The organism is Variovorax sp. YR752 (assembly GCF_943372545.1).
Map to the genome: position 1 here is coordinate 1 of NZ_CALRZC010000051.1, position 13,274 is coordinate 13,274.

The 13,274-nt window shown below is 69.1% G+C and carries 14 protein-coding genes; 5 read left to right on the top strand and 9 right to left on the bottom strand.

Annotated elements, in window-relative coordinates; all coding sequences use genetic code 11:
• Positions 1 to 277: 277 nt before the first annotated feature.
• The 9 genes from AAG801_RS14310 to gtdA all read right to left on the bottom strand — a co-directional run bounded on the left by AAG801_RS14310 (position 278) and on the right by gtdA (position 9,423).
• Entirely contained in the window at positions 278 to 886 is a 609-nt protein-coding gene (locus tag AAG801_RS14310) for a glutathione S-transferase (protein WP_341888973.1), read from the bottom strand.
• Between the two features lie 45 nt (positions 887 to 931).
• On the bottom strand, positions 932 to 1,846 hold the full coding sequence (locus AAG801_RS14315) for an acyl-CoA thioesterase II (protein WP_341888974.1): 915 nt from the start codon (positions 1,844 to 1,846) through the stop codon (positions 932 to 934).
• Positions 1,847 to 1,941: 95 nt separating this feature from the next.
• The gene (locus AAG801_RS14320) at positions 1,942 to 2,637 is read right to left on the bottom strand and encodes a hypothetical protein (protein ID WP_341888975.1); all 696 of its coding nucleotides are present in this window, start codon (positions 2,635 to 2,637) and stop codon (positions 1,942 to 1,944) included.
• Positions 2,638 to 2,853: 216 nt separating this feature from the next.
• Entirely contained in the window at positions 2,854 to 4,218 is a 1,365-nt protein-coding gene (locus AAG801_RS14325) for an FAD-dependent oxidoreductase (RefSeq protein ID WP_341888976.1), read from the bottom strand.
• Positions 4,218 to 5,195, bottom strand: a complete 978-nt coding sequence (locus AAG801_RS14330) for a tripartite tricarboxylate transporter substrate-binding protein (RefSeq protein WP_101493394.1) — start codon at positions 5,193 to 5,195, stop codon at positions 4,218 to 4,220. Before AAG801_RS14330 ends, AAG801_RS14325 begins: the two co-directional genes overlap by 1 nt.
• Positions 5,196 to 5,282: 87 nt before the next feature.
• A complete protein-coding gene (locus AAG801_RS14335; RefSeq protein ID WP_095743264.1) occupies positions 5,283 to 6,263 on the bottom strand; it encodes a tripartite tricarboxylate transporter substrate binding protein in 981 nt (326 codons plus the stop codon).
• 55 nt (positions 6,264 to 6,318) lie between these two features.
• Positions 6,319 to 7,533, bottom strand: coding sequence for a 3-hydroxybenzoate 6-monooxygenase (locus AAG801_RS14340; protein WP_341888977.1), 1,215 nt, complete (start codon positions 7,531 to 7,533; stop codon positions 6,319 to 6,321).
• 16 nt (positions 7,534 to 7,549) lie between these two features.
• Entirely contained in the window at positions 7,550 to 8,254 is a 705-nt protein-coding gene (locus AAG801_RS14345) for a fumarylacetoacetate hydrolase family protein (RefSeq protein WP_341888978.1), read from the bottom strand.
• Positions 8,255 to 8,328: 74 nt separating this feature from the next.
• The gene (gtdA, locus tag AAG801_RS14350) at positions 8,329 to 9,423 is read right to left on the bottom strand and encodes a gentisate 1,2-dioxygenase (RefSeq protein ID WP_341888979.1); all 1,095 of its coding nucleotides are present in this window, start codon (positions 9,421 to 9,423) and stop codon (positions 8,329 to 8,331) included.
• A gap of 131 nt (positions 9,424 to 9,554) precedes the next feature.
• On the opposite strand from gtdA, the gene AAG801_RS14355 reads away from it, so the two are divergent.
• From AAG801_RS14355 to AAG801_RS14375, 5 genes are all read left to right on the top strand, one after another.
• The gene (locus AAG801_RS14355) at positions 9,555 to 10,451 is read left to right on the top strand and encodes a LysR family transcriptional regulator (protein WP_099794666.1); all 897 of its coding nucleotides are present in this window, start codon (positions 9,555 to 9,557) and stop codon (positions 10,449 to 10,451) included.
• A 98-nt stretch (positions 10,452 to 10,549) separates the two neighbouring features.
• A complete protein-coding gene (locus AAG801_RS14360; protein ID WP_341888980.1) occupies positions 10,550 to 10,999 on the top strand; it encodes an acyl-CoA thioesterase in 450 nt (149 codons plus the stop codon).
• Between the two features lie 88 nt (positions 11,000 to 11,087).
• Positions 11,088 to 11,570, top strand: a complete 483-nt coding sequence (locus AAG801_RS14365) for a phasin family protein (protein ID WP_341888981.1) — start codon at positions 11,088 to 11,090, stop codon at positions 11,568 to 11,570.
• 126 nt (positions 11,571 to 11,696) lie between these two features.
• Complete coding sequence (locus AAG801_RS14370) at positions 11,697 to 12,410, top strand: TetR/AcrR family transcriptional regulator (RefSeq protein WP_341888982.1); 714 nt, start codon at positions 11,697 to 11,699, stop codon at positions 12,408 to 12,410.
• A 7-nt stretch (positions 12,411 to 12,417) separates the two neighbouring features.
• A complete protein-coding gene (locus tag AAG801_RS14375) occupies positions 12,418 to 13,266 on the top strand; it encodes a hypothetical protein (RefSeq protein ID WP_341888983.1) in 849 nt (282 codons plus the stop codon).
• The last annotated feature ends 8 nt before the right edge of the window (positions 13,267 to 13,274 follow it).

Below are 13,274 nucleotides of genomic sequence, written 5' to 3' on the forward strand. Positions count from 1 at the left end.
AGGTCCCGAAAACCCTTTGATGCGAACTACCTCAAGGCAACCAGCCCTTGACGAGCACAACGGTGTCTTGATTTCGCTGCGGGAAGCACCCAGTGTCCTGCGCCCGCTGAGCGCTGTCGTTGTGCGGGTCGATCAACAGCCGCACTGCCCAACGCTCACGTCGATGGGGTGCCTTGCGCAGCGAAATCAAGGAGGAGCCCGAAGGGCGGGGGACATTCGCGGAGCAAGGTACCGCGTCGGCGGGAGCGTCGCCCTGAACTGCAGCAGCAGCAGCAGATCAGACCGTCGGCAACGTGGCCTGCATCGACGGCCGCTGGTTGAACGCCGCAAACCACTTCGCGCTGTTCGGTGCCTGGGCGCGCCAGTCCACCGAGGGAAAGCGGAAGTCCATGTAGCCCAGCGCACAGCCGAAGGCGATGGTGCCGATGTCGACGCGCTCGCCGAACGACGGCGCCGCCGCCTCGAGCCATTCGAGGCCGGTGCGCACCTTGTCGAGTTGGCCGTCGGTCCAGTCGGTCCAGCGCAGCGCCTCGGGGCGCAGCATGGTCTCGTAGCGCGCGAGCAGCGCGGCGCCGGTCATGCCGTCGGCCAGCGACAGCTCGGTCAGGCGCTCCCAGCGCGCAGGCCCGGTGGCCGGGAACAGGCCGCCGCCGTGTGTCGTGTCGAGGTACTCGCAGATCACGCGGCTGTCGAACAGCACCTGGCCGTCGTCGGTGAGGAAGGTCGGCACCTGGCCCAGCGGGTTGTTCGGGAGGATGCTGGCGTCGCGCTTCACCGGGCCGGCGGCGCTGGGCAGTTTTTCGATGCGATCGGCCACGCCGAGTTCGTGGGCCACGACCATGCACTTGCGCACGAAAGGAGAGGCGGGGGAGAAGAAGATCTTCATGGTCGGAGCGATCGAGCGAGTGAGTGAAGGAAAGCGGAGGACCGTTCAGCCCGTGATCGGCGTGCGCGGCGTGCCCGGCTTGCGGATGCGCAGCATGCCCTCCTGCGCCGCCGACGCCACAAGGCGCCCGTCGCGCGTGTAGATGCTGCCGCGGCACAGGCCGCGCGCGCCGCCGGCGCTGGGCGAGTCGACCACGTAGAGCAGCCAGTCGTCCAGGCGGAAATCGCGGTGGAACCACATCGCGTGGTCCAGGCTGGCGGGGCGCACCTGGCCGCTCATGAAGCTCAGGCCGTGCGGCAGCATCGCGGCGCGCAGCAGGCCGTGGTCGGAGGCGTAGGCCAGCAATGCGCGGTGCACGGTCAGGTCGTCGGGCAGCGGCGCGATGGCGCGCATCCAGATGGCGCTCTGGTTCTCCGTGGGGCGCACCTCGGGCCGCAGCAGGTCTTCGGGGTCGACGCGCCGGTACTCGATGCCGTGCGGCTGGATGGCCTTGGAGCGCCAGGGTTCGGGCAGGCGGTCGCCGAGCGCGATGCGCTGGTCGAGCTCGCTGGTCAGGCCGTCGGGGCCTTCGACCGCGGGCATGGGGAACTGGTGCTCGACGCCCTCGTCCACGGTCTGGAACGAGGCCGACATTTCAAAAATGATGCGCTCCTGCTGGCGCGCCACCACGTGGCGCGTGGTGAAGCTGCGGCCGTCGCGCACGCGGTCGACGCTGTACTCGATGGGCGCGTGCTCGCCGGGCAGCAGGAAGTAGGCGTGCATCGAATGCACCGGGCGCTCGGCGCCCACCGTGAGGCTGGCGGCCATGAGCGACTGGCCGAGCACTTGGCCGCCGAAGACGGCGGGCGTGCCGATGTCCTCGCTCTGGGCCAGGAAACGGTCGCCGCCCAGCGGTTCGAGCTGCATGAGGGCGACGAGGTCGGCAACGAGGCGGGCGGCAAGGACGGGTTCGGGGGTCATCGGAGGGAGATTTCTGGGCGAAAAAAGCAGCCCTCGACGATAGCAAAGGCCGGGCCCGCGCGCTGTCGCGGCCCGGTCAGCAGCGCCCGGCAGGCCTACTTGAAGAAGCAGATGTCCAGCATCAGGCGCAGGCTGCAGCCGTGGTCGGTGCCGCCATCGACCATGCGCACCGGCACGCCGCCCAGCAGCATCGTGCCGTCGGCGCCGTACACCAGCGGCGAGCGCTCGGCCTGGCTGAACGCGCCGCTGAGCGTTTCCTGCTCGACGTACTTCAGGTACTGGCGGCGCGAAAAATCGACCTCGTCGGCCGACTTCAACGCCACCGCCGTGTAGCGCTTGCCGTAGACGGTGCCGAAGTAACGCAGCACCGGGCCGGTGCGGTCGCCGTACTTCACCTCGGCCTTGGCGAAGCCGGTCTGCACGAGGAAGTTGCGGTCTTCGGGCGTCAGGTCGGCGTCGAAGGCCATCAGCACGTACTGGCCTTCGAAGCTCTGGTTGCGCGCCACCTTCAGTTCGCCGATGAGCGCGGGCGTGACCTTGGTGCGGCCGTCCCAGCGCAGGAGCGCGGCCACGGAGGGGTCGCCGTCGAACACGTAGTGGTACTTGTCGCCGGCAATGGCGACCTTGCGGCCGTCCTTGGCCGCGACGAAGCTCAGCACGCGGTCCTTGCCGTGGACGGGGTCGCCCTCGGGGGTGCTGGCGCAGCCCACCTGCAGCAGGCCGAAGGCGGCGCAGGCCAGCGCCAGGAAGAGCCGACGCGCGGGGGTCGACAGCGAAGAAGAAAGAGGCACGGTGTGTCCGGGGTTCGAGTTCATCCAGCCCCGGACTCTAGCGCCGCGCCGCCCTCAGAAGGTGTGAATGAATCCGGCGTGGCCGAGCAGCCTGCCCAGGCGCGCCCCCTCAAGGCGCAAAGCGCAGCCATAGCTCGGGCTATGGCGAGCATTTGCAACGCCGAGGGGGCGTGTCTGGGCGGGATGAGCGGGCATGGCGGATTCGTTCACACCTTCTCAAGGGTCGAGGTCGACGCCGTCGGCCGCCAGCTTTTTCTGCAGCGCCGCCACGTCGATCGCCGCAAAGCGCCCGCTGCCCAGCGATGCCGCCGCGGTGCCCGCCGCCTGTCCCATCACGAAGCAGCCGCCGCTGGCGCGCGCGGCCGACTGGCCCTCGTGCGTCATCGAGGCGCAGCGCCCGGCCACGAGCAGGTTGTCGACCGTCTGCGGCACCAGCATGCGCCACGGCAGGTGGTTGTAGGCGTTGGCTTCGTCGCGCGGGAAGGCCCACTCGATGCGGCCGTCGGCGTGCATTTCCATCGGCCAGGCGTTCAGGCCGCTGGTGTCGTCGAAGGTGGCCGAGCCGAGGATGTCTTCGCGGTCCAGCGCATACAGGCCCTGGATGCGCCGCGTCTCGCGGATGCCGACCTGCGGCGCGATCTCCACGATGGCCGACGGCGCAAAGCCCGGCACCTCGGCCTGCAGGAACTTGAAGTACGCGGCAATCTGGCGCCGGCCTTCGAGTTCGCCGTCGCTGAGCTCGCGCGCATCGACGCCGTTCATCGCGCCGCCGGCGGCGTTGCGGATCTGCGTGACGTTGGCGCGCCACTCGCGCGGGTCCTTGTTCGGCCGCAGGATCGCGCCTTCGCGCGGAAAGCTGTACTTGCCCGGATGCTGCTGCTCGGCGCGCGCCATGAAGTCGTTGATGGCCGAGAACTCGCCCACCGCGGCCAGCGCGGCCGGTGCATCGACCTGGCCGATGCGGAACATGGTGGTCGGGAACAGCCCGCTGCCGTGGCCGTCGCCCACTTCGAAAGGCACGCCCGCGAAGGCGGCCACGTCGGCGTCGCCGCTGGCGTCGATGAAGGCATTGGCGCGGATCGCCTGGCGGCCCGACTTGGTCTCGACCACCAGCGCGGCAATGCGCGCGCCGTCGTGCAGCACCGCCGCGGCGTACGCGTGGAACAGCATCTGCACGCCGGCCGCTTCGAGCAGCTGGTCGGCGGCCAGCTTGTAGGCCGAGGTGTCGTACGAGCGCACGCAGATGCGCCCGCCCATGCCGTTCTGCGGCGCGTTCATGCCGTTGAAGCCGGCGATACGGTCGATGAGCTGGTCGACCACGCCGCGCACCAGCTGCGTCATCTCGCCGCGGCGCTTGCCGTACAGGCCCGCGAAGTTGGTCACGCCGCCTGCGGTGCCCATGCCGCCGAGAAAGCCGTAGCGCTCCACCAGCAGCGTGCGCGCGCCGTGGCGCGCGGCGCTCACGGCGGCGGCAATGCCGGCGGGGCCGCCGCCGACCACGACCACGTCGAAGTCGCCGAACACCGGCAGCGCGCGCGCCGGTTCGTTCAGGGTGTGTGGTTGCTGCGTTGTCGTCGTCATCACTGAATCTTGATGCCGCGCGTGGCGATGATCTTGCTCATGATCGCCGCCTCTTCCTTCACGCGCGTGCGCATGCCGTCCGGCGAGGTGCCCACGGCTTGCCAGCCTTGCTCGAAGAGCTTGCGGCGCACGTCGGGGTCTTTCATGACGATCTCGATCTCGCGACTGATGCGTGCCTGCGCGGTCTTCGACAGGTTGGCCGGGCCGAGCAGCGCCACCCACACCTCGAGGCTGAAGTCTTTCACGCCGGCCTCGGCCAGCGGGGCGATCTCGGGCACCAGCGCGCTGCGGCCGCCCGTGAGGCCCACGGCCTTGAGCTTGCCGGCGCGGATCTGCGGCATGGCCACGCCCGGCGGGATCAGGCCCATCTGCACCTGGTCGCCCAGCATGCCGGTGACGACCTGCGGGTTGCCCTGGTAGGGCACGTGTTCGGGCTTGAAGCCGTTCACGCGGCTCTTGAGCAGTTCCATGCCCAGGTGGCCGACCGAGCCCACGCCCACCGAGCCGTAGTTCCACTTGTCGCCGGCCTGGCGCGCGGCGTCGAAGAAGGCCGTTCCCGAGGGCAAGCTGTTCTGCGCCACGAGCACCAGCGGCGCGGTGGCGATGAGCGACAGGTAGGTGAAGTCTTTCGCTGGGTCGTACGGCAGCTTGGGGTACAGCATCTTCGACGACGTGAGGTTGCCGTTGATGACGATGCCCAGCGTGTGGTCGTCGGTGGCCTTGGCCACCTGGTCGGCCGCGATGTTGCCCGAGGCGCCGGCCTTGTTGTCCACCACGACTGGCTGGCCCAGCGCGCGCGACAGCGGCTCGGCGATGGTGCGCGCCGCGATGTCGGGCGTCGATCCGCCTGGAAAACCCACCAGCAGGCGGATCGGCTTGGTCGGCCACGCGGGGGTGTCGGCGCTGGCGGACAGCGGCAACGCCGCGGTGGCGGCCAGGCCGCAGGCGATCAGGAGGGCTCTCTTGGTGGCGTGCATGGGAAAAAGACAGTCAAAAAGGTGAACAAGTATGCAAAGAGAGGCAGCTTAACTGGCGCGCCGAGCCCAGGGCAAGGCGCACTCTCGTCAGTCGAGGCTGATGTTGCCCCGGCGCACCAGCTCGCCGTACACCTTCGACTTCGCCTCGGCGTTGCGCTCGATTTCCTCGGGCGACCAGGCCAGCGGCTCGAAGGCGAAGGTGTCGAAGCGGGCGCGGATGTCGGGGTCGGCAATCACCTTGGCCACGTCGGCGTTGATCTTGGCCTTCACGGCCGCCGACACGCCCTTGGGCGCCAGGAGCGACACGAAGGAGTTGACCTCCAGCGAGGCCGGGCCGCCGGCCTCGGCCATGGTCGGCACGTCGGGCATCTGCGGGATGCGCTTGGGCGCGGCCACGGCGATGTAGCGCAGCTTGCCCGCCTTGTAGATGCCCTGGCTCGACGGAATGCTCGCGAAGGCCCACGGCACCTCGCCGGTGCCGACGTTGGAGTACAGCTGCGACACCTCGCGGTACGGCGCGTGCCGCATGCGGATGCCCGTGAGCGCCTCGAGCTGCTGCGCGCCCAGGTGGCCCGGGCTGCCGACGCCCCACGAGCCGTAGACGATGCCTTCGGGGTTGGCCTTGGCGGCGGCGATCAGGTCGCCCATGGTCTTCCACTTCGACTCGGTGCCCACGGCCACGAAGAAGGGCGTGCGGAACAGCGAGGCGACCGGGTCGAAGTGCTGCAAGGTCACGAAGTTGCGCGACTTGTACAGGTGCGGCAGCGCGGCGATGTGCTCGCTGTCCAGCTGCAGCAGCGTGTAGCCGTCGGGCGCGGCGCGGCGCGCCTGGTCGATGGCAATGAAGCCGCCGCCACCGGGCCGGTTGTCGACCACCACGCGCTGGTTCCACAGGCGCGAGAGCTTGTCGGACACCAGGCGCAGCACCGCGTCGGGGCCGCTGCCGGCCGCGAACGGGGTGATCAGCGTCACCGGCTTGCTCGGATAGTCGCTGCCCTGCGCCCATGCGCCGGAGGCGGCGGTCAGGGCCAGGACGGCGGTCGTCAGCAATGCGCGCGGAAAGTTCATGGGTTGTCTCCTGGGCCTTCGGCCTCGTGGGTGGGATATCGCAGAAAAACGCGTGTCAGCGCGGCATGGGCGCATCGCCCAGACAGTGCTCGGGTCGCCAGGCGTACAGCCATTCGACCGCATCGTAGAAACGTTCGGGCGTGCGCCCGGTCCACAGGCTGTTGCGCACCAGGCGCTCCACGCCCTGGGCGTGGTACAGGCGCCCCATCTCGCGCACCGACAGCACGACGCGCGCGCAGCGTGCGATGCGGGCCTGCTCGTAGCGCTGGAAGGCGGCGCTCATGTCGAAGTCGCAGGCCTTCACGGCCTCGCCGAGCGTCACGGCGTCTTCGAGCGCCATGCACGCGCCCTGCGCGAGGTACTGCATCATGGGATGCGCCGCGTCGCCGAGCAGCGTGGCCGGGCCGTCGCTCCAGCGCTCGACGGGGTCGCGGTCGGCGGTGCTCCAGCGGCGCCACGAGGTCGGGCGATCGAGCAGCTGGCGCGGGCGCGCATGCACGCCCTCGAAGTACGACAGCACCTCTTCTTTGCTGCCGTCGGTGACGCCCCACTCTTCTTCCTCACGGCTGTGAAAGGTGACGACCAGGTTGTACTGCTCGCCATGGCGCAGCGGGTAGTGCACGAGGTGGCAATTGGGGCCGGCCCAGACCACGGGCGCGTTCCATTGCAGGTCGACGGGCATGTCGGCCGCAGGCACCACGGCACGGTAGACCACGTGGCCCGACACGCGCGGCGCGTCGCCGATGAGCTTCGCGCGCACCACCGACTTCACGCCGTCGCAGCCGACGATGGCATCGGCCTGGAAGCGGCGGCCATCGCGCGTGACGGCCGTGACGCCGTGCGCGCCGGTGTCGATCGCCTCGACCTGCGCCGAGGTGTGGAAGCGGATCAGCGGATGCTGCTTCACGGCTTCGTGGATCGCGCCGTGCAGGTCGGCGCGGTGGCTCACGGCATAGGGGTTGCCGAAGCGCGCGCGGAAGGCCTCGCCGACGGGCACCGAGGCCACCTCGGTGCAATCGACGGCGTCCATCATCACGAGCCGGTCGGTGAACACCGAGCTGCGGCGCACAGCCTCGCCCACACCGAGCGCGTCGAGTGCCGCAAAGGCGTTGGGGCCGAGCTGCAGGCCGGCGCCGATCTCGCCGATGACGGCGCTCTGTTCGAGCAGGTCGATGGCCACGCCCAGGCGTGCGAGTGCGAGCGCGGCGGCCATGCCGCCGATGCCGCCGCCGACGAGCAGCACGGAGGGAGGTTGCTTCGAGGGAGTCATGCGCGGGCCAGGAAGCTCAGTCGATGCGAACGGTGAGCGACGGCAGGCGCTCGATGCTGACCTTGATCGTCTGGCCCGGCTTCACCGCGCCCACGCCTTCGGGCGTGCCCGTGAAAATCAGGTCGCCGGGCTGCAACGCGAACAGCGTCGACAGGTTGGCGATGACTTCGTTCACCGACCAGATCAGGTGCGCGATGTCGCTGTTCTGGCGCACCTGGCCGTCGACCTCGAGCGTGATGGCGCCGGCGTTGATCTCGCCCACGTCGGCCAGCGTGCGCAGCGGCGCGATGGGGGCCGAGAAGTCGAAGGCCTTGCCGATCTCCCACGGGCGGCCGGCTTCGCGCATCTTCATCTGCAGGTCGCGGCGCGTCATGTCCAGGCCCACGGCGTAGCTGTGGATGTGGCTGGCGGCCTGGTCGACCGGAATGTCCTTGCCGCCCTTGCCGATGGCGACCACCAGCTCGGCTTCGTAGTGGTAGTTGCTCGTGAGCGAGGGGTACGGCACGGTGCCGGTGGCGCCTTCGGCCACGGGCACGACCGAAGCGTCGTCGTTCGGCTTGCAGAAGAAGAACGGCGGTTCGCGGTCGGGGTCGAAGCCCATCTCGCGCGCATGGGCCGCGTAGTTACGGCCGACGCAGTAGACGCGGCGCACGGGGAACTGCTTGTCGGAGCCCACGATGGGCAGGCCGACGATGGAAGGGGGCGTGAAGACGAAGGACATGAAGGCTCCTGCCGCGTGGGACGGCACATCAGACAAACAAGAAAAAGAAGGAAGGAAAGAAGGTCGCCGCGCTTTCAAGCGTCTTCGAGGAAGGCTTCGCGCAGGATGCCCATGGCCTGCTGCACGGGGCGGTCGGAAAAGCTGAAGAGCACCGTGTCTTCGCTCGGCGACGACAGGCGCAGCGGCGCCCACGAGGGCACGACGAAGGTGTCGCGCGGGCCGAAGTCGAAACGCTGGCCGGCAATCTCGGCCGTGCCGTGGCCTTCGACCACGCTGTAGACGGTGCCGTCGGTGGCGCGATGCGCCTGGCCGGCGAAGCCCTTGGGAAGCAGCTGCAGCTGGGTCGAGATGGTCGGCATCGGCGAACCGCCCGTCAGCGGGTTGATGTAGCGCAGCTTGTGGCCGAGCCAGGCATCGGGCGCTTCCTGCTTCTGCAGTTGCGCCAGCGCCTCGCGGCTGCGCAGGTAGGGGTAGTTGAAGATCGGCGAGGTGGCCGAGGTGTGGTCGTGCCGCACCGGCACCATGTTGTGGCCGAAGCGCGCCAGGCTGTGGCCTTCGGGCCGCGCCACGTGCTGCACCTTGGCGTCGTCGTTCTCGGCAAAGCCGGCGTCGAAGAAGCGCAGCATCGGAATGTCGAGGCCGTCGAGCCACACCACCGGCTCGGTCACGCCTTCGATGCCTTCGTTGCCGTGGTCGTGCCAGGCCCACGAGGGCGTGATGATGAAGTCGCCGGGGTGCATGGTCGTGCGCTCGCCGCCCACCGTGGTGTAGGCGCCCTTGCCGTCCACGATGAAGCGCAGCGCCGACTGCACATGGCGGTGCGACGGTGCCACCTCGCCCGGCATGATGAGCTGCAGGCCGGCGTAGATCGACTGCGTGATCGACGCGTTGCCGGGCAGCGCCGGGTTCTCGAGCACGAGCACGCGGCGCACGGCCTCTTCGGCGGTGATGAGGTCGGCCGACTCCATGAGCAACGGGCGGATCTCGTCGTAGCGCCACAGCGCGGGCACGCACGGGCTCTTGGGCTCGCGCGGCACGAGCACGTGCAGCGACTCCCACAGCGGCGAGAGATTCAGCGGGCGGATGCGGGCGTAGTAGTCGCGGCGTTCGGCCAGGTTGGCCGGTGCACCGGCGGCGCTGGAAGGGGCACTGGAAGAAGCGGGGTTCATGGGGTCGGTGTCTCCGTTGGCGGCATTGTTGTCCCGCCCCACTATTTGCTCAAGACCGCGTGCCAATACACGGAATTCGAAATTTCGATAATGGTGTCTTTCGCCTTCACCACCCAGCCCCACTTCACCCCATGTCCAAGCTCGATCTCGAATGGCTCGCCGTGTTCGACGAGGTCTACAAGACCGGCAACGTCACCAAGGCCGCCGAGCGGCTGGGCATGGCGCAGGCGGCGGCCAGCACGGCGCTGAACAAGCTGCGCGCGCACTTCGACGACCGCCTGTTCACCCGCACCGCCCAAGGCATGCAGCCCACGCCGCACGCCGAGCGCATCTACCCGAACCTGCGCGAGGCGCTGGCGCAGCTGGCGCAGGCCCAGGGCAACCGCAGCAGCTTCGAGCCGGCGCATGCGCAGCGGCGCTTTCGCATCTGCATGACCGACATCAGCGAGGTGGTGCTCCTGCCCGGATTGCTCGACCACCTGCGGCACGCCGCACCGGGCGTGCACATCGAGACCGAGATCATCTCCACCCACAGCGGCCGCCGGCTGCAGGACGGCGACGTCGACCTGGCCGTGGGCTTCATGCCGCAGCTGGACGCGGGCTTCTACCAGCAGGTACTGTTCATGCAGAACTTCGTCTGCCTGGCGGCGCAGAACCATCCGCGCATCGGCGCCAAGCTCACGCGCAAGCGCTTCGAGGAAGAGGCGCACGCGGTGGTGTCGAGTTCGGGCACGGGGCACGCCATCGTCGACACGACCATCGCGCGCCTGGGCCTGAAGCGCAACGTGGTGGTGCGGCTGTCGAGCTTTCTGAGCGTGGCGCGCATCGTGGCCCACACCGAGCTGATCGTGGTGGTGCCGCGCATCCTGGGCAACGTGCTGGCCACGCAGGAGCCGGTGAAGGTGCTGGCGCCGCCCTTCACGCTGCCGGCTTACGCGGTCAAGCAGCACTGGCACGAGCGCTTTCATGCCGACCCGGGCAACGCCTGGCTGCGCCGCACGCTGGCGCAGCTGTTCAGCGGCAGCTGAGCGCCGGCCGCTACGCGACGGGCGGCCGCCAGGGGGCGCCCGGGCGCTCGCATAATCGCGGCTCCCCACCCACTGCCCACAGAGAAAAGGCGCCCCCCATGTCTTCCATCACCCTCCGGTTTCTGGCCGAACCCAGCACCGTCAACTTCGGCGGCAAGGTCCACGGCGGCACGGTCATGAAGTGGATCGACGAGGCCGGCTACGCCTGCGCCACCAGCTGGGCCAAACGCTACTGCGTCACCGCCTTCATCGGCAGCATCCGCTTTCACCGGCCGATCATGATCGGCGACCTGGTCGAGGTCGAGGCCCGCCTGGCCTACACGGGCACCACCAGCATGAACATCTCGGTCGAGGTGCGCAGCGGCGACATGAAGGGCGGCGTGATGGAAAAGACCACCGAATGCCTGATCGTTTTTGTCTCGGTCGATTCGCACGGCCGGCCGCTGCCGGTGCAGGCCTTCGTGCCCGGCACGCCCGGCGAGATGGCCCTGGCCGAGCGCGCCAAGTCGCACCTCGATGCCAGCCGCGCCGCCGGCGGCACGCCCTGATCCTGGGCGCGGGGATAGGCGGCGCGCCCTAACCACGGGGCGCGCGGGCGGCTAGAGTCATGCGATTGCATACCAAGGAACACATTGCATGGCCACCTCCAAAGACGATAGCAGCAGCAGCGACGACAAGACCGACCGCATCAAGGACTCGGCCCAGCAGATCTGGCTCGCCGGCCTCGGCGCCTTCGCCAAGATGCAGCAGGAAGGCAGCAAGGCCTTCGAGGCGCTGGTCAAGGACGGCGCCGGCATGCAGAAGAAGACCCAGCAGGCCGCCGAAGAAACCCTGGCCCAGGCCCAGCAGCGCATGGCCGGCTTCGCCAGCGAGTTCGGCACCAAGGCCGCCGGCCAGTGGGGCAAGCTCGAAAACATCTTCGAAGAACGCGTGGCGCGCGCGCTCGAAAAACTCGGCGTGCCCTCGGCCGCCGACGTGGCCGCGCTGCAGGCACGCATCGAGGCGCTCGAAGCCCAGCTCAAGCAGCGCGATGCCAAGGCCTCGCCCGTGCGCGCCTCGCGCAAGGCCGCGCCCGCCCCCGCCGCCAAGAAGACCCTGCGCCGCACCAAGGCCGGCTGACATCGTTCTGTAATTGCGGCACTGCACAAAAATTCAGCGCCGCAAAACATGTCCCGCACCGTTCATGGTGCAGCGCACATGCGCTAGAGTGCCCCCAAGACCAAGAGAAACCACGGGGGCACCGACATGGCAAAGAAGGCGCCACGCCGCACTGCGCAACGCATCCTCGAAGCTGCATTGGATTTGTTCAACCGCTTCGGGGAACCGAACGTGTCGACCACGCTGGTGGCCGGCGAGCTGAACATCAGCCCCGGCAATCTCTACTACCACTACCCCGCCAAGGAAGAGCTGATCAACAAGCTCTACGAAGGCTACGAAGCCGAGCTCAACGAGCTGCTGCACGCCAGCGAAGGCGTGCACGACGTGGAGGACGCCTGGTTCTTCATGCACAGCCTGTTCGAGCTGATCTGGCGCTACCGCTTTCTGTACCGCGACCTCAACGACCTGCTGAGCAAGAACCGGCACCTGGAAACCCAGTTCCAGCTCGTGCTCAAGAACAAGGCGCGCGCCATCCGCCAGCTGATCGCCGGCCTGAGCCGCGCCGGTCACCTGGACATCGACGCGCACGAGGTCGACACGCTCGCGCAGAGCATGGTCGTCGTGCTCACCTACTGGCTCAGCTACGAGTACGTGCGCAACCCGCGCCAGGCGCTCGAGCCCGCGCACGCGCAGGGCGCGCTGATGCGCGGCGGCCACCACACGCTGCACCTGCTCGCGCCTTACCTCGCACGCGACCAGCGCCGCCACCTGCTGGCGCTAAGCAATGCCTACAACGGCGAAAACGCCGCAGCAAGCAGCAACCCCAGCCCCGTGCCACCGACGGTCGATATGGCGGCCTAGAACATCCATGCCCCACTCCGATTTCAAACCGCTCTCGCTGCTGTCCGCCGGCCCTGCCGCGGCCACTGCCGCCGCCGGCACCGAACCCTGGACGCCCCTTCCCTCCCCCGATGTGCCCCGCTACGACGCGCGCAGCCTGCTCACGCACTGGCCACGCCTGCACGCGGGCCACGCGCTGCCGCCGCCCGCGGCCGACGCGCCGCTGGCCGAAGGCTGGGCGCTGTACCACAGCGGCGAGTTCGAACGCGCCGCCGCCCTCGGCCTGCGGCACGGCCCCGACGGCCTGGCGCTCGCCAACCAGGCGACCGCGATCTACGCCAACTACCTGGAGCCGCGCGAGGCCGTGCGGCTCGTGCTGTTCCGTCAGGTGATCGAACGCGCCGGCGCGCAGGTCGCCGCCGAGCCCGACAACTGCCAGGCGCTCTACTGGCAGGCCTACGCGCTGGGCCGCTACAGCCAGGGCATCAGCGTGGCACGCGCCTTGGCGCAGGGCCTGGGCACCAAGCTCAAGGGCGCGCTGGAGCACGTGATCGAACTGCAGCCCGAGCACGGCGACGCGCACCTCGCACTGGCCGCCTTCCACGCCGAGGTGATCGACAAGGTCGGCGCGCTGGTCGGGCGCATGACGTACGGCGTGCGCGCCGAGACCTCGATCGAGCTGTTCGAGCGCGGGCTGGCGCTGCACCCGCAGTCGGCGGCCGGGATGATGGAGTACGCGCGTGCGCTGCTGATGCTGCACGGCGAGTCGCGCACCGGCGAGGCGAACGGGCTGTATGAAAAGGCGGCGGCGCTGACGCCGGCGGATGCGCGGGAGCGGTTGGATGTGGAGCTGGCGCGGGCAGGCTTGACCGACTGAAAGGCCGG

Bases quoted from the DNA above. Each gene is read 5' to 3' on its own strand.
- AAG801_RS14325 (WP_341888976.1), bottom strand. From the start codon at position 4,218: ATGACGACGACAACGCAGCAACCACACACCCTGAACGAACCGGCGCGC.
- AAG801_RS14365 (WP_341888981.1), top strand. From the start codon at position 11,088: ATGGCCACCTCCAAAGACGATAGCAGCAGCAGCGACGACAAGACCGAC.
- gtdA (WP_341888979.1), bottom strand. From the start codon at position 9,423: ATGAACCCCGCTTCTTCCAGTGCCCCTTCCAGCGCCGCCGGTGCACCG.
- AAG801_RS14315 (WP_341888974.1), bottom strand. From the start codon at position 1,846: ATGACCCCCGAACCCGTCCTTGCCGCCCGCCTCGTTGCCGACCTCGTC.
- AAG801_RS14310 (WP_341888973.1), bottom strand. From the start codon at position 886: ATGAAGATCTTCTTCTCCCCCGCCTCTCCTTTCGTGCGCAAGTGCATG.
- AAG801_RS14340 (WP_341888977.1), bottom strand. From the start codon at position 7,533: ATGACTCCCTCGAAGCAACCTCCCTCCGTGCTGCTCGTCGGCGGCGGC.
- AAG801_RS14360 (WP_341888980.1), top strand. From the start codon at position 10,550: ATGTCTTCCATCACCCTCCGGTTTCTGGCCGAACCCAGCACCGTCAAC.
- AAG801_RS14375 (WP_341888983.1), top strand. From the start codon at position 12,418: ATGCCCCACTCCGATTTCAAACCGCTCTCGCTGCTGTCCGCCGGCCCT.
- AAG801_RS14345 (WP_341888978.1), bottom strand. From the start codon at position 8,254: ATGTCCTTCGTCTTCACGCCCCCTTCCATCGTCGGCCTGCCCATCGTG.
- AAG801_RS14370 (WP_341888982.1), top strand. From the start codon at position 11,697: ATGGCAAAGAAGGCGCCACGCCGCACTGCGCAACGCATCCTCGAAGCT.
- AAG801_RS14330 (WP_101493394.1), bottom strand. From the start codon at position 5,195: ATGCACGCCACCAAGAGAGCCCTCCTGATCGCCTGCGGCCTGGCCGCC.
- AAG801_RS14355 (WP_099794666.1), top strand. From the start codon at position 9,555: ATGTCCAAGCTCGATCTCGAATGGCTCGCCGTGTTCGACGAGGTCTAC.
- AAG801_RS14335 (WP_095743264.1), bottom strand. From the start codon at position 6,263: ATGAACTTTCCGCGCGCATTGCTGACGACCGCCGTCCTGGCCCTGACC.